Genomic DNA, 21670 nt, shown 5'->3' with positions numbered 1-21670 from the left:
TCGATGTCCACTGTCTTTCCCGAAGATTCGGTCGGTCTGGTAGTACCGCAACTGGCGCGATTCGATGAGCCCCTGGCCCTGGCCTGCGGTCGCTCGCTGGCCAGCTACGAGCTGGTCTTTGAAACCTACGGTACCCTCAACAGCGCGGCCAGCAATGCCGTGCTGATCTGCCATGCCCTGTCCGGGCATCACCATGCCGCCGGCTACCACAGCCCCGACGACCGCAAGCCGGGCTGGTGGGACAGCTGCATCGGGCCGGGCAAGCCGATCGATACCAACCGCTTCTTCGTGGTCAGCCTGAACAATCTCGGCGGCTGCAACGGCAGCACCGGCCCCAGCAGCGTCAACCCGGCCACCGGCCAGCCCTACGGCGCCGACTTCCCGGTACTCACCGTGGAAGACTGGGTGCACAGCCAGGCGCGCCTGGCCGATCGCCTGGGCATCGGCCAGTGGGCCGCCGTGGTGGGCGGCAGCCTGGGCGGCATGCAGGCGCTGCAATGGACCATCACCTACCCCGACCGCGTGCGCCACTGCCTGGACATCGCCTCGGCACCCAAGCTGTCGGCGCAGAACATCGCCTTCAACGAAGTGGCGCGCCAGGCCATCCTCACCGACCCCGAGTTCCACGGCGGCTCGTTCCAGGCCGAAGGCGTGATCCCCAAGCGCGGGCTGATGCTGGCGCGCATGGTCGGGCACATCACCTACCTGTCGGATGACTCGATGGGCGAGAAATTCGGCCGCGAGCTCAAGAGCGACAAGCTCAACTACGACTTTCACAGCGTCGAGTTCCAGGTCGAAAGCTACCTGCGCTACCAGGGCGAGGAGTTCTCCGGGCGTTTCGATGCCAACACCTACCTGCTGATGACCAAGGCGCTGGACTACTTCGACCCCGCCGCCAGCCACGGCGGCGACCTGGCCGCGACCCTGGCCCACGTCACCGCCGACTACTGCGTGATGTCGTTCACCACCGACTGGCGTTTCTCGCCGGCGCGCTCGCGGGAGATCGTCGATGCGCTGATCGCCGCGCGCAAGAACGTGTGCTACCTGGATATCGACTCGCCGTATGGCCACGATGCCTTCCTGATCCCGACCCCGCGCTACATCACGGGATTCACGAACTACATGAACCGCATCGTCTGCTGAGGACCCCATGAGAGCCGACCTGGAAATCATCCAAGACTGGATCCCCGCCGGCAGCCGGGTACTCGACCTCGGTTGCGGTACTGGCGAGCTGCTCGCCTCGCTGCGTGACACCAAGCAGGTGGCTGGCTACGGCCTGGAAATCGACCCCGACAACATCGCCCAGTGCGTGGCCAAGGGCGTCAACGTCATCGAGCAGGACCTGGACAAGGGCCTGGGCAACTTCGCCAGCAACAGCTTCGACGTGGTGGTCATGACCCAGGCCCTGCAGGCCGTGGAGTACCCCGACCGGATCCTCGACGAAATGCTGCGCGTGGGCCGCCAGTGCATCATCACCTTCCCCAACTTCGGCCACTGGCGCTGCCGCTGGTACCTGGCGACCAAGGGTCGCATGCCAGTGTCGGACTTCATGCCGTATACCTGGTACAACACGCCGAACATCCACTTCTGCACCTTCGAGGATTTCGAGGCGCTGTGCAGCGAACGTCGCGCCCAGGTGCTCGACCGCCTGGCGGTCGACCATATGCACCGGCATGGGTGGGCGAGCAAGCTATGGCCTAATCTTCTAGGGGAGATCGGCATTTACCGTGTCAGCAGCCCGGGCCTGCAGGAACACAAGGTCGCGGTTTGAACAACCCACACTGGAGGAGACAGATCATGGGTCGCTTGTTGAGCTTTTTACTGGTTGCCTGCCTGAGCACGACGGCGCTTGCTGCCGATGCGATCAAGGGCGAGCGCAAGGAAGTCTTCGGTGACACCACGGTGCACTACAGCACCTTCATCTCCACCTTCCTGCAGCCGGACATCGCCAAGGCGGCGCAACTGGTGCGCAGCAAGAACCAGGGCGTGATCAACGTGTCGGTGATCAAGGCCGGCAAGCCGCAGGTGACCCAGGTCAGCGGCAGCGTCAAGGACCTGAGCAGCCGCACGGTGCCGCTCAGCTTCAAGCAGATCACCGAACAGGGCGCGATCTACTACATCGCCCAGTTCCCGGTGGAGCAGCAGGAAACCCGCACCTTCACGATCAATGTTGCAATTGGTGGCAAGACCGAGACCATCAGTTTCAACCAAGAGCTCTTCCCAGGCGAATGATGAACATCCAGCAACTCGTATTGGCCAGCCACAACGCCGGCAAACTCAAGGAACTGCAGGCCATGCTCGGTGACACCGTGCAACTGCGTTCGATTGGCGAATTCAGCAGCGTCGAGCCGGAGGAAACCGGCCTGTCGTTCGTCGAGAACGCCATCCTCAAGGCGCGCAATGCCGCACGTATCTCCGGGCTGCCGGCCCTGGCCGACGACTCGGGCCTGGCGGTGGACTTTCTCGGTGGTGCGCCGGGCATCTACTCGGCGCGCTACGCCGATGGCCAGGGCGACGCGGCGAACAACGCCAAGTTGCTCGAGGTACTCAAGGACGTGCCGGACGCCGAGCGCGGCGCGCAGTTCGTGTGCGTGCTGGCGCTGGTACGCCATGCCGACGACCCGCTGCCGATCCTGTGCGAGGGCCTGTGGCATGGACGCATCCTGCACCAGGCCAGCGGTGCCCACGGCTTTGGCTACGACCCGCTGTTCTGGGTACCGGAGCGCGACTGCTCCAGCGCCGAGCTGAGCCCCGCAGACAAGAACCAGATCAGCCACCGCGCCCGCGCCATGAGCCTGCTGCGTCAGCGCCTGGGCCTGCAATGACCGACCGCACGCCGGCACAGCCACTGCATCTGGGCGAGGCTGGCTTCAGCTCCAACGCACCTCGGGCGGCACTCGCGCAGCTGCCGCCGCTGTCGCTGTACATCCATATCCCGTGGTGCGTGCGCAAATGCCCGTACTGCGACTTCAACTCCCATGCCGCCACCCCGCAGCTGCCGGAAGAGGCCTACGTCGACGCCCTGCTCGCCGACCTCGACCAGGAGCTGGGCGCGGTGTACGGGCGACCGATCAGCTCGATCTTCTTTGGCGGCGGTACCCCGAGCCTGTTCAGTGCCCGTGCGCTGGGCCGCCTGCTGGCGGGCGTGGAGCAACGCATCCCGTTCGCCGCCGACATCGAGATCACCCTGGAGGCCAACCCCGGGACCTTCGAGCAGGAGAAGTTCAAGGCCTACCGGCAACTGGGCATCAATCGCCTGTCGATCGGCGTGCAGAGCTTCCAGCAGGCCAAGCTCCAGGCGCTGGGGCGCATCCACAACGGTGACGAGGCGGTTCGTGCGGCCGGCATGGCGCGTGCGGCGGGGTTCGACAACTTCAACCTGGACCTGATGCACGGCCTGCCCGACCAGTCGCTGGACGATGCGCTGGGCGACCTGCGCCAGGCCATCGCGCTCAACCCTACCCACCTGTCGTGGTACCAGCTGACCCTGGAGCCGAACACGGTGTTCTGGAACCAGCCGCCGCTGCTGCCCGAGGACGACATCCTGTGGGATATCCAGGAGGCCGGGCAGGCGCTGATGGCCGAGCACGGCTACCGCCAGTACGAAGTGTCGGCCTACGCCCAGCCAGGGCGCCCGGCGCGGCACAACCTCAACTACTGGAGCTTTGGCGACTTCATCGGCATCGGCGCCGGTGCCCACGGCAAGCTCAGCCACCCGGACGGGCGCATCGTGCGCACCTGGAAGACCCGGCTGCCCAAGGACTACCTGAACCCGGCCAAGGCGTTCAAGGCGGGCGACAAGCTGCTGGCGGTGGGCGAACTGCCGTTCGAGTTCCTGATGAACGCCCTGCGCCTGACCGAGGGCGTGGAGGCCGCGCTGTTCGCGCAGCGTACCGGCCTGCCGCTGGAACAACTGGCGGCGGCGCGCCGTGAAGCCGAACAAAAGGGCCTTTTGCAGGTCGAACCGACGCGGCTGGTGGCGACACCGCGGGGCCAGCTGTTTCTCAACGACCTGCTGCAGTATTTCTTGACCTAAGGATAGCGAATGGACCTGGTACTCGACCTGCTCTCGACCGTCTCCCGCTGGAGCCGCAGTAACCTGTCGGAGATCTCTCTGGCGCTTGTAGGCTGTTTGCTGGTGTTGTTCGGCACCGACATCAAGGGCTGGGTCGAACAGCGCCTGGGCGGGCTGGCAGGTGCGTTGCGCGTGCCGTTCATGGCCCTGCTGGTGCTGATCGGCAGTGGTGCGGCGTTGATCTATGCCACGCCGTGGGTGGTACGCGGGCTGAGCCAGTTCAACAACTATGCACTGGCGCCGGTGCTGCTGGTGGTGCTGGTGTTGCTTGGCGTGGTCGCAGACCGCCGCTAGAAGCATCGCGGGTCAAGCCCGCTCCCACAGGTACCACGCTGATTTCGAGGTCAGCGCTGTACCTGTGGGAGCGGGCTTGACCCGCGATTCGAGCGCGCAGCGCTCACCGGCAATCAGGCCAGTTTTTCGAACTTCAGATCCCACACCCCATGCCCCAGGCGCTCGCCACGGCGTTCGAACTTGGTGATCGGACGCTCGGCAGGGCGAGGTACGCACTTGCCGTCTTCGGCCAGGTTCCTGTACCCCGGCGCGACATTCATCACTTCCAGCATGTACTCGGCGTACGGTTCCCAGTCGGTCGCCATGTGGAACACGCCGCCCACCTTCAGCTTGCTGCGCACCAGCTCGGCAAATTCCGGCTGCACGATGCGACGCTTGTGGTGACGGCTCTTGTGCCACGGGTCCGGGAAGAACAGCATCAGGCGGTCCAGGCTGTTGTCGGCCACGCACTTGTTCAGCACTTCGATGGCATCGCAGTCATACACCCGCAGGTTCTGCAGGCCCTGGGTCAGCACGCCATTGAGCAGCGCGCCCACGCCCGGGCGGTGCACTTCGACACCGATGAAGTCCTGCTCGGGCGCGGCGGCGGCCATCTCCAGCAGGGAATGGCCCATGCCGAAGCCGATCTCCAGGGTGCGCGGCGCCGAACGGCCGAACACCTGGTCGTAATCCACCGGGCTGTCGGCCAGTGGCAGCACGAACAGCGGCGCGCCCTGGTCCAGGCCGCGCTGCTGGCCTTCGGTCATGCGCCCGGCACGCATCACGAAACTCTTGATGCGGCGGTGTTGGCGTTCTTCGCCTTCGGCGGTGATCGGCGATTCTTGCGATTCAGTCATCAGGGGCTCTTACTTGATCAGACCATCCAGCGGCGACGAGGCGCTGGCATAGAGTTTTTTCGGCATGCGGCCGGCCAGGTAGGCCAGGCGGCCTGCCACGATGGCGTGCTTCATGGCTTCGGCCATCATCACCGGTTGTTCGGCATGGGCGATGGCGGAATTCATCAGCACTGCCTCGCAGCCCATTTCCATGGCAATGGTGGCGTCCGACGCGGTACCCACACCGGCATCGACCAGCACCGGCACTTTCGATTCCTCGAGAATGATGCGCAGGTTGTACGGGTTGCAGATGCCCAGGCCCGTACCGATCAGGCCTGCCAGCGGCATGACCGCGATGCAGCCGATTTCGGCCAGCTGACGCGCGATGATCGGGTCGTCGCTGGTGTAGACCATCACGTCGAAACCGTCCTTGACCAGCACTTCGGCGGCCTTGATGGTTTCGATCACGTTGGGGAACAGCGTCTTCTGGTCGGCCAGCACTTCGAGCTTGACCAGGTTGTGCCCGTCGAGCAGTTCGCGGGCCAGGCGGCAGGTGCGCACGGCCTCGACCGCGTCGTAGCAGCCGGCGGTGTTCGGCAGGATGGTGTAGCGGTCCGGTGGCAGCACGTCGAGCAGGTTCGGCTCGCCCGGGTTCTGGCCCAGGTTGGTACGGCGCACGGCGACGGTGACGATCTCGGCACCCGAGGCCTCGATGGCCAGGCGGGTTTCTTCCATGTCGCGGTACTTGCCGGTACCGACCAGCAGGCGAGACTGGAAGGTACGACCGGCCAGCGTGAAGGGCTTGTCGCTACGAACATTGCTCATCGGTAATCCTCTTGAAGGTTGAGGGACTTGCAGGTGAAGCGCGTGGGCCTAGCCGCCGCCGATGGCGTGAACCACCTCGACCTGGTCGCCTTCGCGCAGGGCGGTGGCGTCGTGCTGGCTGCGCGGCACGATGTCCAGGTTCAGCTCCACCGCCACCCGGCGACCTGCGAGGTCGAGCCGGGTCAGCAGGGCCGCGACGCTTTCGCCGTCGGGCAATTCGAAAGGTTCACCGTTCAGTTGAATGCGCATGCGCACGGCCGCCATTGTTTTTAGGGGCCCGCATTCTAGCCCCTATCCGGGGCTGAACCCAAGGCCAAGCGGCGCCATTCGTCTCGATCCGGACCCGCGGGTCAACCCAGGCGCCAGGCCGCCAGGCCCAGGCACAGCCAGCCGCCGAGGAAGGCCAGGCCGCCAAAAGGGGTGATGATGCCGAGCTTGCCGATGCCACTCAGGGTCAACAGGTACAGGCTACCGGAAAACAGCACGATGCCCAGGCAGAACAGACCACCGGCCCAGGCCGTGAGTCGCCCGGGCAAGTGCGCCCAGAGCACTGCCACGCCCAGCAGGGCCAGGGCGTGTACCAGCTGGTAGGTGACGCCGGTATGGAAGATCGCCAGGTACTCCTGGCTCAGGCGGCCCTTGAGGCCATGGGCAGCGAAGGCACCGAGGGCCACGCCGGTAAAGCCGAAAAAGGCGGCGAGCAACAGAAAGCTGCGAAGCATGCGCAAGACTCCTTGGGGGCACAGGGTCTGTATAATGGCCCGCTCATTCGGTTCGGCCAAGCCATCTCTATGCTTTCATCCCTGATCCGCCGCCTCACCCGCGCCCTGCTCTGGTTCGCCGTTGCCAGCGTGTTGCTGGTGCTGCTGTTTCGCTGGGTACCGCCGCCGGGCACCATGCTGATGGTCGAGCGCAAGGTGGAATCGTGGGTCGACGGCCAGCCCATCGACCTGCAACGCGACTGGCGCCCATGGGGTGAGATCTCCGATGAACTGAAGGTGGCGGTGATTGCCGGCGAGGACCAGAAGTTCGCCGGGCACTGGGGTTTCGACTTCAATGCCATCCAGGCCGCACTGGCACACAACGAGCGTGGCGGCACGCTTCGCGGCGCCAGCACACTGAGTCAGCAGGTGGCCAAGAACCAGTTCCTGTGGGCCGGCCGCAGTTGGCTGCGCAAAGGGCTGGAGGCATGGTTTACCGCACTGATCGAGCTGCTGTGGTCCAAGGAGCGCATCCTGGAGGTGTACCTCAACAGCGCCGAGTGGGATGACGGCGTGTTCGGCGCCCAGGCAGCGGCCCGCCATCACTTCGGTACCGATGCGAGCAAGCTGACGCGCCAGCAGGCCAGCCTGTTGGCGGCGGTACTGCCCAGCCCGCGCAACTGGAGCGCAAGCCGGCCCAGCAGCTATGTGGCGCGACGGGCGGCGTGGATCCGTCAGCAGATGAGCCAGCTGGGCGGCAGCGGCTACCTGGTGCAACTGGATGAGCCGCGCAAGGCGCCCTGGGCCAACTGAAACAAAGAGGGCCCCTTCGCCGGCAAGGCCGGCTCCTACAGGGATTGTTGTAGGAGCCGGCCTTGCCGGTGAAGGGGCCCTCAGGGTCCCGCAGATCAGGCAGCGATCAGGGCTTTCACCTTGTTCATCGCATTCTTCTCCAACTGCCGGATACGCTCGGCCGACACGCTGTACTTGGCCGCCAGGTCATGCAGCGTGGCCTTCTCTTCGGCCAGCCAGCGCTGGTACAGGATGTCGCGGCTACGGTCGTCCAGGCCTTGCAGCGCCTCGTGCAGGTTGTTCGAGGAGCTGTCGCTCCAGTCCGCATCCTCCAGCTGACGCGCCGGGTCGTAACGGTGGTCTTCGAGGTAGTTGGCCGGCGACTGGAACGCGCTGTCGTCGTCCGCCTCGCTGGCCGGGTCGAAGGCCATGTCCTGACCGGTCAGGCGGCTTTCCATCTCGCGCACTTCACGCGGCTCCACACCCAGGCTTTCGGCCACACGATGCACTTCATCGTTGTTCAGCCAGGCCAGACGCTTCTTCTGGCTGCGCAGGTTGAAGAACAGCTTGCGCTGCGCCTTGGTGGTCGCGACCTTGACGATGCGCCAGTTGCGCAGGATGAATTCGTGAATTTCGGCCTTGATCCAGTGCACGGCAAAGGACACCAGGCGCACACCCATCTCGGGGTTGAAACGCTTGACCGCTTTCATCAGGCCAACGTTGCCTTCCTGAATCAGGTCGGCCTGGGCCAGCCCGTAGCCCGAATAGCTACGCGCGATATGTACGACAAAACGCAGGTGGGCGAGCACCATCTGCCGAGCCGCCCCCAGATCCTGCTCATAGTAGAGACTCTCGGCCAGTTCACGCTCCTGCTCGGGCGTCAGCAATGGAATGCTGTTGACCGTGTGCACATAGGCCTCCAGGTTCGCACCCGGGACCAAGGCATAGGCAGGTTGCAACGAAGTGGTCATACGAAAAAACCTCCGACTCACTGAATTGTGCCATCAGGCACTGCCACCATTGACCGGGAACCGCGAAACAAGTTCCCGAAATACACGATAGTCAATGACGGCTGGAAGACACTATCGCGGTGCAAGCTCACGCAGATGCCGAGCGACCGCAATCCAAGCACCGATATACCCTAACAGCACCGCACCAAGCAAGAGCGACAGACCATCGGCAGGCGGCACCCCGGCCAGCGAGAAATCGCTGCCGTAAAGACCCGACAGGCCGACGACCGCGTCATCCAGCCAGTTGAGGCCGAACGCCAGTACCCCCCAGGACAGTACGCCTGCCCCCAGGCCATACAGCGCGCCCATGTACAGGAACGGCCGGCGCACGTAGGCATCGGTACCGCCCACCAGCTTGATGACCTCGATTTCGGTACGGCGGTTCTCGATATGCAGGCGAATGGTGTTGCCGATGACCAGCAGCAGCGCCGACACCAGCAGCACGGTCAGGCCGAAGACAAAGCGATCACCCAGCTTGAGGATCGCCGCCAGCCGCTCCACCCAAACCAGGTCGAGCTGGGCCAGTTCCACCTTGGGCAGTTCGGCCAGGCGTTGGCGCAGGGCCTCCAGCGCTGGCTTGTCGACTTCGGCCGGGGTCACCACGACCACGCCAGGCAAGGGGTTCTCCGGCAGCTCGCGCAAGGCCTCGCCCAGCCCGGACTGCTGCTGGAACTCGTCGAGGGCCTGTTCACGGCTGACATACTCGGCATCGGCCACCCCCGGCATGCCCTTGATCTGGGTACGCAGGGCTTCGCCTTCGCTCACGCTGGCGTCAAGTTTGAGGTACAGCGAAATCTGCGCTGCACGCTGCCACGAGCCGCCCAGGCGCTCGACATTGCTCAGCAGCAGCGACAACCCCATCGGCAGGCTCAGGGCCACGGCCATCACCAGGCAGGTGAAGAAGCTGCCGATCGGCTGCTTGCCCAGGCGACGCAGGCTGTCGAGCAGGCTGGAGCGATGGCTTTCCAGCCAGGCGTGCAGCAGCGTGCTGAAATCCGGGCCGTCATCGTCATCATCACGGCGCTTTTTCTGTTTCTGAGGGCTTGGCTCGGCTGCCGCAGGGGCCACCCGCTCGGACACCTTGGGACTACGTGTTGCACTCATTGCCCGGCCTCCCCATCGCCGATCAAGCGGCCGCGCTGCAGGGTCAGCATGCGATGGCGCATGCGCGCGATCAGCGCCAGGTCGTGGCTGGCGATCAGCACGCTGGTGCCCAGGCGGTTGATATCTTCGAAAACACCCATGATCTCGGCCGCCAGGCGCGGGTCGAGGTTGCCGGTGGGTTCATCCGCCAGCAACAGGGCCGGACGGTGCACGATGGCACGCGCAATGCCCACCCGTTGCTGCTGGCCGGTGGACAGGTCGCCGGGGAACAGCTGGGCCTTGTCCGACAGGGCCACACGCTCCAGCGCCGCGTCCACACGCTTGGCCACCTCGACCTTGGACAGGCCCAGGATCTGCAGCGGCAGGGCGACGTTGTTGAACACGGTACGGTCGAACAGCAGCTGGTGGTTCTGGAACACCACGCCGATCTGGCGACGCAGGAACGGGATCTGCGCGTTGCTGATCTGACCCAGGTCCTGGCCGGCCAGCAGCAGCTTGCCGCTGGTCGGACGCTCCATGGCCAGCAGCAGGCGCAGCAAGGTGCTCTTGCCCGCGCCGGAATGGCCGGTGACGAACAGGAACTCGCCCCGACGCACCCGAAAACTCAATTCATGCAGGCCAACGTGACCGTTAGGGTAACGCTTGGCGACCTGTTCGAATCGGATCATGAAGGCTCCCGCTCGGCAAACAAGGCTTGTACGAAGGGCTCGGCTTCGAAGGTGCGCAGGTCATCGATGCCTTCGCCCACACCAATGTAGCGGATCGGCAGGCCGAACTGCTTGGCCAGGGCGAAGATCACCCCGCCCTTGGCGGTGCCGTCGAGCTTGGTCAGCGCCAGGCCGGTGAGCTCCACGCTCTGGTTGAAGTGCTTGGCCTGGTTGATGGCGTTCTGCCCGGTGCCGGCGTCCAGCACCAGCAGCACCTCGTGCGGCGCGTCGGCGTCCAGCTTGCCGATCACGCGGCGAACCTTCTTCAGCTCTTCCATCAGGTTGTCTTTGGTGTGCAGGCGACCGGCGGTGTCGGCGATCAGCACGTCGATGTTGCGCGCCTTGGCCGCCTGCACCGCGTCGAAGATCACCGAAGCGGAGTCGGCGCCGGTGTGCTGGGCGATCACCGGGATCTGGTTGCGCTCGCCCCATACCTGCAGCTGCTCCACCGCGGCAGCACGGAAGGTATCGCCGGCGGCCAGCACGACCTTCTTGCCTTCGAGCTGGAGCTTTTTCGCCAGCTTGCCGATGGTGGTGGTCTTGCCGGCGCCGTTGACGCCGACCACCAGGATCACGAACGGCTTGTTCGCGGCATGCACCTTCAGCGGCTGTTCGACCGGCTTGAGCAGGTCGGTCAGCTCGCCCTGCAGCGACTTGTACAGGGCATCGGCATCGGCCAGCTGCTTGCGTGCGACCTTCTGGGTCAGGCTCTGCACGATCACCGAGGTGGCCTCGACGCCAACGTCGGCGGTCAGCAGGCGGGTCTCGATCTCTTCGAGCAGGTCGTCGTCGATGACCTTCTTGCCCAGGAACAGGCTGGCCATGCCCTCACCAATGCTGGCGCTGGTCTTGGACAGGCCCTGCTTGAGGCGGGCGAAGAAGCCGGCCTTGGTGGTGGTTTCAGGCGCCGACGGGGCGGCCTCGGGAACAGGCAGGGCGACCTCGGTGGCCGCAACAGGTGCGGGCACCACCACTGCAGGCGGCTCGACCACCGGCTCGGGTGCGCTGTACTGCGGGGCAGGCTCGATCACCGGCTCGGGCGCGGCGTACTGCGGCGCAGGCGCTTCAACAGGCTCGGGCGCAGCGTACTGCGGGGCAGGCTCGGGGGCTGGGCGCTCGGGAATCGGCGGGGGGACGTGGGGCTCGAGGTCGGCCACCAGCGCCACCGGCTCTTCGGGCACCGGCAGCACCAGGCTGCTGGGGTGATCCTCGACGGCGACGGGCGCGCTCGCGACCGGGGCGGGCTCGACGGCTACCGGCTCAGGCAAAGTCGGGGCGATAGGCTCCAGCGCCTCTGGCACTGGGGTTTCGGGCTGTTCGACAACAGGTTGCTGGGGCTTTTTGCGCAGCCAGCCGAACAGGCCTTTCTTTTCACCGGCCGCGGCCGGGGTCTTTTTGTCGTCGTTGGAACCAAACATGGAAGACGGCTATCTCAGGGTAGCGATGCGCCAGTGTGGCGCCTCAAAATTCTTCTAACGCAGAACAGACTATGGTCAAGCCGACTGGTTCATGCGCAACATTTTGTCGGGACGCCTGCAACGCTTGATCTCGACAGGCATGGTCGTCAGGCAACCGGATCAGTATCCTAGCACCTCCTAGCCCGCCGACGCTAAGGCCATGCGGGCAGCCCTACAGGTTGAATCATCAATGAATGCTCTAGCCCGCCGCGCCGCCGGCCTGCTGCTCAGCACAATTGTCATGCCCCTGGTGGCGGTTGCCGCCGACGTCCAGCCCACCCATGAATTCACCCTCGACAACGGCCTCAAGGTCATCGTGCGTGAAGACCATCGCGCCCCGGTGGTGGTATCGCAGGTCTGGTACAAGGTCGGCTCCAGCTACGAGACCCCGGGTCAGACCGGCTTGTCCCATGCCCTGGAACACATGATGTTCAAGGGCAGCAACAAGCTGGGGCCTGGCGAAGCCTCACGCATCCTGCGTGACCTGGGCGCCGAAGAGAACGCCTTCACCAGCGACGACTACACCGCCTACTACCAGGTGCTGGCCCGCGACCGCCTGGGCGTGGCCCTGGAACTGGAAGCCGATCGCATGGGCAGCCTGCGCCTGCCGCCCGAAGAGTTCAGCCGCGAAATCGAGGTCATCAAGGAAGAGCGCCGCCTGCGCGTCGACGATCAGCCCAACTCCAAGGCCATGGAGCTGTTCAGCGCCATGGCCCACCCGGCCAGCGGCTACCACACCCCTACCATCGGCTGGATGGCCGACCTCGAACGCATGAAGGTCGAAGAGCTGCGCCACTGGTACGAAGCCTGGTACGTGCCCAACAACGCCACCCTGGTGGTGGTCGGCGACGTCACCGCCGACGAGGTCAAGGGCCTGGCCCAGCGTTACTTCGGTGCCATCCCCAAGCGCGCCACACCCCCTGCCAAACTGCCGCTGGAACTGGCCGAGCCGGGCCTGCGCCAGCTCACCGTGCATGTGCGCACCCAACTGCCGAGCCTGATCTACGGCTTCAACGTGCCGGGCCTGGCCACCGCCAAGGACCCGCGCAGCGTGCACGCCCTGCGCCTGATCGCGGCCCTGCTCGACGGCGGCTACAGCGCGCGCATGGCCACCCGCCTGGAACGCGGCCAGGAACTGGTGGCCGGCGCGTCGGCCAGCTACAACCCGTTCACCCGTGGCGACAGCCTGTTCGTGCTCTCCGCGGTGCCCAACACGCAGAAGAAAAAGACCCTGGCCGAGGTCGAAAGCGGCGTCTGGAAGCTGCTCGACGAGCTGAAAACCACCCCGCCAACCGCTGAAGAGCTGGAGCGCGTGCGCGCCCAGGTGATTGCCGGGCTGGTCTACGACCGCGACTCGATCAGCAGCCAGGCCACCACCATCGGCCAACTGGAGACCGTCGGGCTGTCGTGGAAGCTCATCGACAAGGAGCTCGACGAGCTCAAGAGCGTGACCCCGGCCGACATCCAGAGTGCCGCCCGCACCTATTTCACCCGCGAACGCCTGAGCGTTGCGCATGTATTGCCCGAGGAGCAGGCGCATGACTGAGCACACCACCCCACGCCACACCCCGAAGGGCCGCGGCGTATTCGGCGCGTTGCTGCTGAGCGCCGTGTGCCTGGCCGGCCCCGCCCATGCCGACACCGCGGCCGCCAAGCCCGGCGCCAACCTGCAATCGCTGGCCGAGCTGGACGGCAAGGCACCGAGCCGACGCAACCTCGACATCAAGACCTGGAACACCGCCGAAGGCGCCAAGGTGCTGTTCGTCGAAGCCCACGAACTGCCGATGTTCGACCTGCGCCTGACCTTCGCCGCCGGCAGCAGCCAGGACGGTAACCTGCCGGGCCTGGCCACCCTGACCAACGCCATGCTCAACGAAGGCGTGGCGGGCAAGGACGTCGGCGCCATCGCCGCCGGCTTCGAAGGCCTGGGCGCGGATTTCGGCAACGGTGCCTACCGCGACATGGCGGTGGCCTCGCTGCGCAGCCTGAGCGCCAAGGACAAGCGCGAGCCGGCCCTGAAGCTGTTCGCCGAAGTGGTGGGCAAGCCGACCTTCCCTGAAGACGCGCTCAAGCGCATCAAGAACCAGATGCTCGCCGGCTTCGAGTACCAGAAGCAGAACCCCGGCAAGCTGGCCAGCATCGAGCTGTTCGAGAAGCTCTACGGCAAGCATCCCTACGGGCACCCCAGCGATGGCGACGCCAGGAGCATCCCGCCGATCACCCTGGACCAGCTGCGCGCTTTCCATGCCAAGGCCTATGCCGCCGGCAACGTGGTGATCGCACTGGTCGGCGACCTCAGCCGCACTGAAGCCGAGGCGATTGCCGCGCAGGTCTCCGCCGCGCTGCCCAAGGGCCCGACGCTGCCCAAGCTGGCACAACCGAGCGAACCCAAGCCTGGCGTCAACCACATCGACTTCCCGTCCAAGCAGACCCACCTGATGCTGGCCCAGCTGGGCATCGACCGCGCCGACCCGGACTACGCGGCCCTGTCGCTGGGCAACTCGATCCTCGGCGGCGGCGCCTTCGGCACCCGCCTGATGAGCGAAGTGCGCGAAAAGCGCGGCCTGACCTACGGCGTGTACTCGGTGTTCAGCCCGATGCAGGTGCGTGGCCCGTTCATGATCAACCTGCAGACCCGTGCCGAACTCAGCGAAGGCACGCTCAAGCTGGTACAGGACATCCTGCGCGACTACCTCAAGACCGGCCCCACCCAGCAGGAGCTGGACGATGCCAAGCGCGAACTGGCCGGCAGCTTCCCGCTGTCCACCGCCAGCAATGCGAGCATCGTCGGCCAACTGGGGGCCATCGGCTTCTATGACCTGCCGCTGAATTTCCTCGAGGACTTCATGCAGAAGTCCCAGAGCCTCACCGTCGAGCAGGTGCGTGCTGCCCTCAACAAGCACCTGGCCGCCGACAAGATGGTCATCGTGACCGCCGGGCCGAAGGTGGCGCAACAGCCGCTGCCACCGCCCACTGACAAACCCGCCGAGCAGCCGCTTGGCGTACCGGAGCATTAATGGCCAGTCCATCCGCCAAATCCAAGGCCGCCGCCCACGGCGGCCAGGGCCAGTTGCGCATCATCGCCGGCGAGTGGCGCAGCCGCCGCCTGAGCTTTCCTGACGCACCGGGCCTGCGCCCTACCCCCGACCGGGTGCGCGAAACCCTGTTCAACTGGCTGACCGCGCACATCGAGGGCGCCCGCGTGCTGGATGCCTTTGCCGGCAGCGGCGCGCTGTTTCTCGAAGCGCTGTCGCGCGGCGCGGCCTCGGCCGTGGCGCTGGACAGCAACCGCGCCGCCATCGAGAACCTCAAGGACAACCTGGAGCTGCTGCGCTGCCCCACCGGGCAGGTGATCCAGACCGACGTGGTGCGCTACCTGCAAGGCGAGCCCAAGGCCCCGTTCGACGTGGTGTTCCTCGACCCGCCCTTCCACCAGGACCTGCTGCCGGCCACCTGTGCACTGCTCGAAGAGCGCCACTGGCTGGCCGAGCACGCGTGGATCTACACCGAAAGCGAAACCGCGCCGTCGACCCTGCAACTGCCGGGCAACTGGCGCCTGCACCGGGAAAAGAAGGCCGGTCAGGTGCACTATGCCTTGTGGGAGCGCGGCTGAACGTCGCCCCGCCTCCACCAAACTGCAGCCGCCGCCTGAGGTGCTTTGCCTGATCGTGCTCCGGCGCCCCCAGGTACGGCACCGATCACCAACCGGCTTGTGCGTGCCGCCTGCACCACCGCCGGGCTGCTGACCCTCAGCAGCCCGGCACTCGCCCAGCACACCCTTCCACGACCTCAGCCTCGCCAACCGACAGCCCTTGCCCGAAGTGACACCTGCTGAATATGCTTTGGCGGCAGCAGACCTGCGCTTGCGCACATACACTGATCACAGGGTCTGCCGCCCGCTCAAGAGACCTCGACGATGTCCAGCGCCACCCCACCCCCGTTCAAGCCAGCCACCGGCCTGCGCAACCCCCATGTGCAGACGCTCTGGGGCCCGCTCTGGCGCAAGTCGCCACCGCTGGCACATCGGCGCGAGCGCCTGTGGCTGGCCGACGGCGATTTCCTCGACCTGGACTGGCACGGCCCGCTTGCCACCACCACGCCACTGGTGGTGGTACTGCACGGCCTGACCGGCTCGTCGACCTCCCATTACGTCATCGGCCTGCAGCGCGCCCTGGCGGCGCAGGGCTGGGCCAGCGTGGCGGTCAACTGGCGCGGATGCTCGGGCGAGCCGAACATGTTGCCGCGCAGCTACCACTCCGGCGCCAGCGAAGACCTGGCCGAAGTCATCGCCCACCTGCGCACCCAGCGCCCGCAGGCACCGCTGTACGCGGTGGGTTATTCGCTGGGTGGCAACGTGCTGCTCAAGCACCTGGGGGAAGCGGGTACGGCCAGCCAGCTGCAGGCGGCCGTGGCGGTGTCGGTGCCGTTTCGCCTGGACCAGTGCGCCGATCGCATCGGCCTGGGGTTTTCACGGGTGTACCAGGCGCACTTCATGCGCGCCATGCTGGGCTACGTGAAGGACAAGCAGCGCCACTTCCAGCACCACGGTCACCATGAGGGCCTGGCAACCCTGGACCGCCTCGGCCCGCTGGAAAACCTGCGCACCTTCTGGGATTTCGACGGCCGTGTGACCGCACCGCTGAACGGCTTCAGCGACGCCCACGACTACTACCAGCGCTCGTCGAGCCGCTACTACCTGGGTGAAAACCGTACGCCCACGCTGATCATCCATGCCCAGGACGATCCGTTCGTGTTCAGCCACAGCCTGCCAGGGGCCGCCGAACTGGCCAGCCAGACCACCCTGGAACTGCACCGTCATGGCGGTCACGTGGGCTTTGTCGACGGCAGCCTGCGCCAGCCCGGCTACTACCTGGAGCGGCGCATTCCACAGTGGCTGGCCAGCGGGGCCTGATCAGTCGCCCTTGGCCACCGGACGCTGCGGGTCGGTGATCCACTCGCTCCACGAACCGGCGTACAGCCGTGCCAGCGGATAACCGGCCAAGGCCAGGGCGAACAGGTTATGGCAGGCCGTCACCCCCGAGCCGCAATAGGCCACCAGCGCCTGCGGCTGGCGCGTACCGAGCAAGGCGGCAAAGCGCTGCTTGAGCTGCTGGGGCGACAGAAAACGACCATCGGGCCCCAGGTTGTCGGTGAAGGCCGCGCAATGCGCACCGGGGATATGCCCGGCCACCGGGTCGATGGGCTCCACCTCGCCGCGAAAACGCGGCAGCGCACGGGCGTCGAGCAGGGTCAGGTCGGGCGTGCCCAGGCCATTGGCCAACTCGGCGGCGTCCAGCACCAGGCTCGCATCGGGCTGCCCGCTGAAGCTGCCTTCACGCTTGTCACAGGCATCCAGGCTCAGCGGCAACCCCGCCGCGTGCCACGCCTTGAGCCCGCCATCGAGGATCGCCACCCCGTCGCGCTTGCCCAGCCATGCCAGCAACCACCAGGCCCGCGCGGCAAAGGCTCCGGGGCCATCGTCGTAGAGCACCACGTCGCTGTCGTTGTCGATGCCCCAGCTGCGCAGCCGTTGGATCAGTTGCTGCGGGTCGGGCAAGGGGTGGCGACCGGTCACGCCCTTGACCACCGGCCCGCTCAGGTCACGCTCCAGGTCGGCGAAGTGCGCGCCGGCGATATGCCCTTCGGCATAGCTGCGCTGGCCATAGTCGACGTCTTCCAGGGCAAAGCGACAATCGAGAATCACCAGCTTCGGAGCGCCCAGGCGCTCTGCCAGTTGCTGGGGTGCGATCAGTTGCGCGAGTGGCATGTCGGTCTCCATATCGATTCAAAGGGGGTGGGCGGCCTACTGTTCCAGTGCCTGGTCCAGCGGCACGTAGAATTCCTTGCACAGCGCATCCACTGCAGGGCGCGCGCTGGCGGTGACGAAACCGAGCTCCAGCACCAGCACCTGGTACACGCCGCGCTTGATCGCCTCTTCGCTCAGGTGCGCGGAGTGCTCGCGGGTGGTGCACAGAAAGCGCACCCAGGAGGTCAGCACGATCCAGGCATTGAGGGTCAGCGATTCGATCTGCACGGTGTCCATGGCCACGATGTCGGCCTCGACGAAACCTCGGTAGATGGCCTGGCCCTGCAGCAGGCAGCGCTGCGAAAAACGTCGGTAGCGCGCAGCCAGGGTCGGGTCGTGGCCGAGCAGGTGTTCGAGGTCGCGGTGCAGGAAGCGGTAGTTCCACATCGCCGACAGCAGCGCCTCGAGGTAGAAGCGCTTGTCCTCGACGGTGGCGGCGCGCCCCTGGGGCGGGCGCAGAAAGCCTTCCACCAGCGCCTCGTACTGGGTGAACAGCACGGCGATGATCGCCTGCTTGTTGGCGAAGTGGTAATAGAGGTTGCCAGGCGAGATTTCCATGTGCGCAGCAATGTGGTTGGTGCTGACACTGCGTTCACCCTGCTGGTTGAACAGCTCGAGGCTGTTCTGCACGATGAGCTCGCGGGTCTTGATGCGCGGTGCCATGGTCAGCTCCAAAGGCATGAGCTTGAAGGAATAGGCTTATCTTACGGCGTATCCGCCACGGGATGTACCACCTGCACAACCGGCGTATATGCTCCAGGCACACTTGCCCTGCCACGGAGCCCGCATGCCCCTCCAGACCCTGTTCGAACAGCAGCGCCGGGCCTTTGCCGGGCTGCCCATGGCGCCGGCGGCGCAGCGCCTGCAGTGGCTTGCCAGCCTGCGCCGGCTGCTGCTGGCGAACCAGTTGGCCCTGGTCGCGGCGATCGACCGCGACTTTGCCGGGCGCAGTGCCGACGAGACCCTGCTGGCCGAACTGATGCCCAGCGTGCAGGGCATTCGCCACGCCGAGCGCCACCTCAAGGGCTGGATGAAGCCGGTGCGGCGCACGGTGGGCCTGGCGTTCCAGCCGGCCAGCGCGCGGGTGCTGTACCAGCCGCTGGGCGTGGTGGGCATCATCGTGCCATGGAACTACCCGCTGTTTCTGGCCATCGGCCCGCTCACCGCGGCGCTGGCAGCGGGCAACCGGGTGATGCTCAAGCTCAGCGAAGCCACCCCGGCCACCGCGGCGCTGCTTCAGCGCCTGCTGGGCGAAGTGTTTCCCGACGACCTGGTCAGCGTGGTGCTGGGCGATGCTGGCGTGGGCGAGGCCTTCTCGCGCCTGCCGTTCGATCACCTGCTGTTCACCGGCGCCACCAGCATCGGCCGCCAGGTGATGGCGGCGGCAGCCACCAACCTGACCCCGGTGACCCTGGAGCTGGGCGGCAAGTCGCCGGCCATCGTGTCGGCCAGTGTACCGCTGGCCCAGGCGGCCGAGCGCATCGCCTTCGGCAAGACCCTCAACGCCGGGCAGACCTGCGTTGCCCCGGACTACGCGCTGGTACCGCGCGAGCGCCTGGAGGGCTTCGTGCAGGCCTATCGCGAGGCGGTGCTGCGGTTTTATCCACAGGTGCGAAACAACCCGGACTACAGCGCGATCATCAATGTGCGTCACCTGGCGCGCCTGGAAGGCTATTTGCGCGATGCCCGCGACAAGGGCGCCAGCGTGCTCGACCTGTACCCCGGCGAAGCCCGCGAAGGTCGGCGCCTGCCGCCGCAGGTGCTGCTGCAGGTCGATGACAGCATGCAGGTGATGCAGGACGAGATCTTCGGCCCGCTGCTGCCGGTGGTGCCCTATGACAGCCTGGCCGAGGCGCTGGCCTATGTGAACCAGCGCCCGCGCCCGCTGGCGCTGTACTACTTCGGCCACGACCGTGCCGAGCAGCGGCGGGTGCTGGAGCAGACCCATTCCGGCGGCGTGTGCCTGAACGACACCCTGCTGCACGTGGCCCAGGACGACCTGCCGTTTGGCGGGGTCGGGCCGTCGGGGATGGGCAACTACCACGGGCACGAGGGCTTCAAGACCTTCAGTCATGCCCGGGCGGTGTTCGCCAAGTCGCGGGTGAATGCGGCGCGGCTGATCTATCCGCCGTATGGGAAGGCGCTGCAGCGGTGGGTCTATCGTCTGTTCATTCGCTGACGTTACAGCGACCCCATCGCGGGTCAGGCCCGCTCCCACAAAGAGATGCATAGCCTGTGGGAGCGGGCCTGACCCGCGATGGGGTCGATACTTTCAAGGCACCAGACACTCGGCCTGCAGCGGGTGACAAGCATTATCACGCCTGTCTATAGTGCCTTGAGCCGGCGATGGCGACTTGGCCGACCGCAGCTGCTGCGATACCATCCGACTCCCAAACGCACTCCTGCCAGGACGACGCGATGAACCGAGTGTTGTACCCAGGTACATTCGACCCTATTACCAAAGGCCATGGCGATCTGGTCGAGCGGGCCTCCCGGCTGTTCGACGAGGTGATCATCGCGGTCGCCGCCAGCCCCAAGAAGAACCCGCTGTTCCCCCTGGAACAACGGGTAGAGCTGGCGCGTGAGGTCACCAAGCACCTGCCCAACGTGCAGGTCATCGGCTTCTCCACGCTGCTGGCGCATTTCGCCAAGGAGCAGCAGGCCAATGTGTTCCTGCGCGGCCTGCGCGCGGTTTCGGACTTCGAGTACGAGTTCCAGCTGGCGAACATGAACCGGCAACTGGCGCCCGACGTCGAAAGCCTGTTCCTGACGCCGTCCGAGCGCTATTCGTTCATATCCTCGACCCTGGTGCGCGAAATCGCGGCGCTGGGCGGCGATATCACCAAGTTCGTGCACCCGGTAGTGGCTGACGCACTCACCGAGCGCTTCAAGAAGTAACCGCGCCCGCATCGAAAACCGCGCCCGCGTGCACTGCGGGCGTTAATGCGGCACAATTGTGCCCATTGGTTTTCATATGCCCGGGCCTGACGCCCCGGCCGGAGTCCCCATGTCCCTGATCATCACCGACGATTGCATCAATTGCGACGTCTGCGAACCCGAGTGCCCGAACGCCGCCATCTCCCAGGGCGAAGAGATCTACGTGATCGACCCCAACCTGTGCACCCAGTGCGTTGGCCATTACGACGAACCGCAGTGCCAGCAGGTCTGCCCGGTCGACTGCATCCCGCTGGATGAAGCGCACCCGGAAACCGAAGACGAGCTGATGGCCAAGTACCGCAGGATCACCGGCAAGGCCTGATACAGGCCGCTAGGTCTGGCAGCGCGGGCAGAACACGCTGGCGCGCTGGCCCAGGGTCACGTTGCGCAGCACCGTGCCGCACACCTTGCACGGTTCTTCCCCGCGCCCGTACACGAACAGTTCCTGCTGGAAGTAGCCCGGCTGGCCGTCGCCGCCGATGAAGTCGCGCAGGGTGGTGCCGCCACGCTCGATGGCGGCGGCCAGGATGCGCTTGATCTCGATGGCCAGGCGCAGGTAGCGTGCCCGCGAAATGCCCCCGGCCGGGCGCCGCGGGTCGATGCCCGCCGCGAACAGCGCCTCGGTCGCATAGATGTTGCCCACCCCCACCACCACCGCGTTGTCCATGATGAACGGCTTGACCGCCATCGAGCGCCCGCGCGACAGCTGGAACAGCCGCTCGCCATCGAACAGGTCGGTCAGCGGCTCCGGGCCCAGGCGCAGCAGCAGCTCGTGCTGCAACGGGTCGGGGGCCCAGAGCATCGCGCCAAACCGGCGCGGGTCGGTGTAGCGCAGCGCCAGCCCCGACTCCAGCTCGATGTCCACATGCTCGTGCTTGGCCGCCGGCAGGCCGATCTCCACCAGCCGCAGGTTGCCCGACATGCCCAGGTGGCTGATCAGCGTGCCCACCTCGGCGTTGAGCAGCAGGTACTTGGCACGCCGTTCCACCGACACGAAGCGCTGCCCCGACAGGCGTACGTCGAGGTCTTCGGGTATCGGCCAGCGCAGGCGCCGTTCACGCACCACCACACGGCTGACACGCTGCCCTTCAAGGTACGGCGCAATGCCGCGGCGGGTGGTCTCGACTTCAGGTAGCTCGGGCATGGG

Annotated in this window: 23 protein-coding genes and 2 pseudogenes; 14 read left to right on the top strand and 11 right to left on the bottom strand. The window is 66.0% G+C overall.

Translation table 11 applies throughout. The features are described 5' to 3' along the window. The first annotated feature begins 3 nt into the window (after positions 1-3). Genes metX through ACPRTJ_RS11810 form a run of 6 tightly spaced genes read left to right on the top strand, consistent with a single transcriptional unit; the run spans position 4 to position 4369 of the window. The gene (gene metX, locus ACPRTJ_RS11835; RefSeq protein ID WP_043860134.1) at positions 4-1143 is read left to right on the top strand and encodes a homoserine O-succinyltransferase MetX; all 1140 of its coding nucleotides are present in this window, start codon (positions 4-6) and stop codon (positions 1141-1143) included. Between the two features lie 7 nt (positions 1144-1150). Next, positions 1151-1771 carry a methionine biosynthesis protein MetW gene (gene metW, locus ACPRTJ_RS11830; protein WP_043860133.1) on the top strand — a complete coding sequence of 207 codons (621 nt, stop codon included), beginning with the start codon at positions 1151-1153 and terminating at the stop codon, positions 1769-1771. A 26-nt stretch (positions 1772-1797) separates the two neighbouring features. Next, entirely contained in the window at positions 1798-2232 is a 435-nt protein-coding gene (locus ACPRTJ_RS11825; RefSeq protein WP_043860132.1) for a DUF4426 domain-containing protein, read from the top strand. Continuing rightward, the gene (gene rdgB, locus ACPRTJ_RS11820; RefSeq protein ID WP_043860131.1) at positions 2229-2825 is read left to right on the top strand and encodes an RdgB/HAM1 family non-canonical purine NTP pyrophosphatase; all 597 of its coding nucleotides are present in this window, start codon (positions 2229-2231) and stop codon (positions 2823-2825) included. The genes ACPRTJ_RS11825 and rdgB overlap by 4 nt, the downstream gene beginning before the upstream one ends. Further along, a complete protein-coding gene (gene hemW / locus ACPRTJ_RS11815) occupies positions 2822-4036 on the top strand; it encodes a radical SAM family heme chaperone HemW (protein ID WP_231390546.1) in 1215 nt (404 codons plus the stop codon). The genes rdgB and hemW overlap by 4 nt, the downstream gene beginning before the upstream one ends. Before the next feature lie 9 nt (positions 4037-4045). Then, a complete protein-coding gene (locus ACPRTJ_RS11810) occupies positions 4046-4369 on the top strand; it encodes a DUF3392 family protein (RefSeq protein ID WP_043860129.1) in 324 nt (107 codons plus the stop codon). A 113-nt stretch (positions 4370-4482) separates the two neighbouring features. Here ACPRTJ_RS11810 and trmB read toward each other — a convergent pair whose 3' ends face one another. The 4 genes from trmB to ACPRTJ_RS11790 all read right to left on the bottom strand — a co-directional run bounded on the left by trmB (position 4483) and on the right by ACPRTJ_RS11790 (position 6731). Then, positions 4483-5205 carry a tRNA (guanosine(46)-N7)-methyltransferase TrmB gene (gene trmB / locus ACPRTJ_RS11805; protein ID WP_043860128.1) on the bottom strand — a complete coding sequence of 241 codons (723 nt, stop codon included), beginning with the start codon at positions 5203-5205 and terminating at the stop codon, positions 4483-4485. Positions 5206-5214: 9 nt separating this feature from the next. Further along, on the bottom strand, positions 5215-6009 hold the full coding sequence (locus tag ACPRTJ_RS11800; protein WP_043860127.1) for a thiazole synthase: 795 nt from the start codon (positions 6007-6009) through the stop codon (positions 5215-5217). Positions 6010-6057: 48 nt separating this feature from the next. Beyond that, positions 6058-6258 carry a sulfur carrier protein ThiS gene (gene thiS / locus ACPRTJ_RS11795; protein WP_043860147.1) on the bottom strand — a complete coding sequence of 67 codons (201 nt, stop codon included), beginning with the start codon at positions 6256-6258 and terminating at the stop codon, positions 6058-6060. A 101-nt stretch (positions 6259-6359) separates the two neighbouring features. Continuing rightward, complete coding sequence (locus ACPRTJ_RS11790) at positions 6360-6731, bottom strand: DUF423 domain-containing protein (protein WP_043860126.1); 372 nt, start codon at positions 6729-6731, stop codon at positions 6360-6362. A 34-nt stretch (positions 6732-6765) separates the two neighbouring features. Here ACPRTJ_RS11790 and mtgA point away from each other — a divergent pair. After that, positions 6766-7523 (top strand): annotated as a pseudogene (mtgA, locus tag ACPRTJ_RS11785) (monofunctional biosynthetic peptidoglycan transglycosylase). Between the two features lie 95 nt (positions 7524-7618). On the opposite strand, the gene rpoH reads toward mtgA, so the two are convergent. The 4 genes from rpoH to ftsY form a co-directional block, all read right to left on the bottom strand. Next, positions 7619-8473 carry an RNA polymerase sigma factor RpoH gene (gene rpoH / locus ACPRTJ_RS11780; protein WP_043860124.1) on the bottom strand — a complete coding sequence of 285 codons (855 nt, stop codon included), beginning with the start codon at positions 8471-8473 and terminating at the stop codon, positions 7619-7621. Between the two features lie 111 nt (positions 8474-8584). Next, complete coding sequence (gene ftsX / locus ACPRTJ_RS11775) at positions 8585-9616, bottom strand: permease-like cell division protein FtsX (RefSeq protein ID WP_043860123.1); 1032 nt, start codon at positions 9614-9616, stop codon at positions 8585-8587. Beyond that, positions 9613-10284, bottom strand: coding sequence for a cell division ATP-binding protein FtsE (gene ftsE / locus ACPRTJ_RS11770; protein WP_043860122.1), 672 nt, complete (start codon positions 10282-10284; stop codon positions 9613-9615). Before ftsE ends, ftsX begins: the two co-directional genes overlap by 4 nt. Continuing rightward, a complete protein-coding gene (gene ftsY, locus ACPRTJ_RS11765; RefSeq protein WP_426428898.1) occupies positions 10281-11741 on the bottom strand; it encodes a signal recognition particle-docking protein FtsY in 1461 nt (486 codons plus the stop codon). The genes ftsE and ftsY overlap by 4 nt, the downstream gene beginning before the upstream one ends. A 229-nt stretch (positions 11742-11970) precedes the next feature. Here ftsY and ACPRTJ_RS11760 point away from each other — a divergent pair, with 229 nt between their 5' ends. From ACPRTJ_RS11760 to ACPRTJ_RS11745, 4 genes and pseudogenes are all read left to right on the top strand, one after another. After that, positions 11971-13326 (top strand): M16 family metallopeptidase, encoded by a 1356-nt coding sequence (locus ACPRTJ_RS11760; protein WP_043859990.1) that lies wholly within the window; start codon positions 11971-11973, stop codon positions 13324-13326. A gap of 103 nt (positions 13327-13429) precedes the next feature. After that, positions 13430-14797: pseudogene (locus ACPRTJ_RS11755) on the top strand (M16 family metallopeptidase); the annotation flags it as partial. Continuing rightward, positions 14797-15393: a 16S rRNA (guanine(966)-N(2))-methyltransferase RsmD gene (rsmD, locus tag ACPRTJ_RS11750; RefSeq protein WP_043859992.1), complete on the top strand. Its 597-nt coding sequence runs from the start codon at positions 14797-14799 to the stop codon at positions 15391-15393. The pseudogene ACPRTJ_RS11755 and the gene rsmD, both read left to right, overlap by 1 nt. A gap of 303 nt (positions 15394-15696) precedes the next feature. Further along, on the top strand, positions 15697-16692 hold the full coding sequence (locus ACPRTJ_RS11745) for a hydrolase (protein WP_426428896.1): 996 nt from the start codon (positions 15697-15699) through the stop codon (positions 16690-16692). On the opposite strand, the gene ACPRTJ_RS11740 is transcribed toward ACPRTJ_RS11745, so the two are convergent. Together ACPRTJ_RS11740 and ACPRTJ_RS11735 are read right to left on the bottom strand one after the other, a co-directional pair. Then, a complete protein-coding gene (locus ACPRTJ_RS11740; RefSeq protein WP_058541851.1) occupies positions 16693-17547 on the bottom strand; it encodes a sulfurtransferase in 855 nt (284 codons plus the stop codon). A 36-nt stretch (positions 17548-17583) separates the two neighbouring features. Next, positions 17584-18249, bottom strand: a complete 666-nt coding sequence (locus tag ACPRTJ_RS11735) for a TetR/AcrR family transcriptional regulator (protein WP_043859994.1) — start codon at positions 18247-18249, stop codon at positions 17584-17586. 88 nt (positions 18250-18337) lie between these two features. On the opposite strand from ACPRTJ_RS11735, the gene ACPRTJ_RS11730 reads away from it, so the two are divergent. The 3 genes from ACPRTJ_RS11730 (at position 18338) to ACPRTJ_RS11720 (ending at position 20845) form a co-directional block, all read left to right on the top strand. Then, positions 18338-19765 (top strand): coniferyl aldehyde dehydrogenase, encoded by a 1428-nt coding sequence (locus ACPRTJ_RS11730; RefSeq protein ID WP_426428893.1) that lies wholly within the window; start codon positions 18338-18340, stop codon positions 19763-19765. A 239-nt stretch (positions 19766-20004) separates the two neighbouring features. Beyond that, positions 20005-20484, top strand: coding sequence for a pantetheine-phosphate adenylyltransferase (gene coaD, locus ACPRTJ_RS11725; protein WP_043859996.1), 480 nt, complete (start codon positions 20005-20007; stop codon positions 20482-20484). Between the two features lie 109 nt (positions 20485-20593). Further along, positions 20594-20845 carry a YfhL family 4Fe-4S dicluster ferredoxin gene (locus ACPRTJ_RS11720; protein WP_011531711.1) on the top strand — a complete coding sequence of 84 codons (252 nt, stop codon included), beginning with the start codon at positions 20594-20596 and terminating at the stop codon, positions 20843-20845. Positions 20846-20854: 9 nt separating this feature from the next. Here ACPRTJ_RS11720 and mutM read toward each other — a convergent pair whose 3' ends face one another. Beyond that, positions 20855-21667 (bottom strand): bifunctional DNA-formamidopyrimidine glycosylase/DNA-(apurinic or apyrimidinic site) lyase, encoded by an 813-nt coding sequence (gene mutM / locus ACPRTJ_RS11715; protein ID WP_058541780.1) that lies wholly within the window; start codon positions 21665-21667, stop codon positions 20855-20857. Positions 21668-21670 lie beyond the last annotated feature (3 nt).

The organism is Pseudomonas palmensis, from assembly GCF_049942755.1.
In the GTDB taxonomy this organism is placed as follows: domain Bacteria; phylum Pseudomonadota; class Gammaproteobacteria; order Pseudomonadales; family Pseudomonadaceae; genus Aquipseudomonas; species Aquipseudomonas palmensis.
Note: the sequence above shows the minus strand (reverse complement) of the source record. Positions and strands in the feature narration are given on the sequence as shown.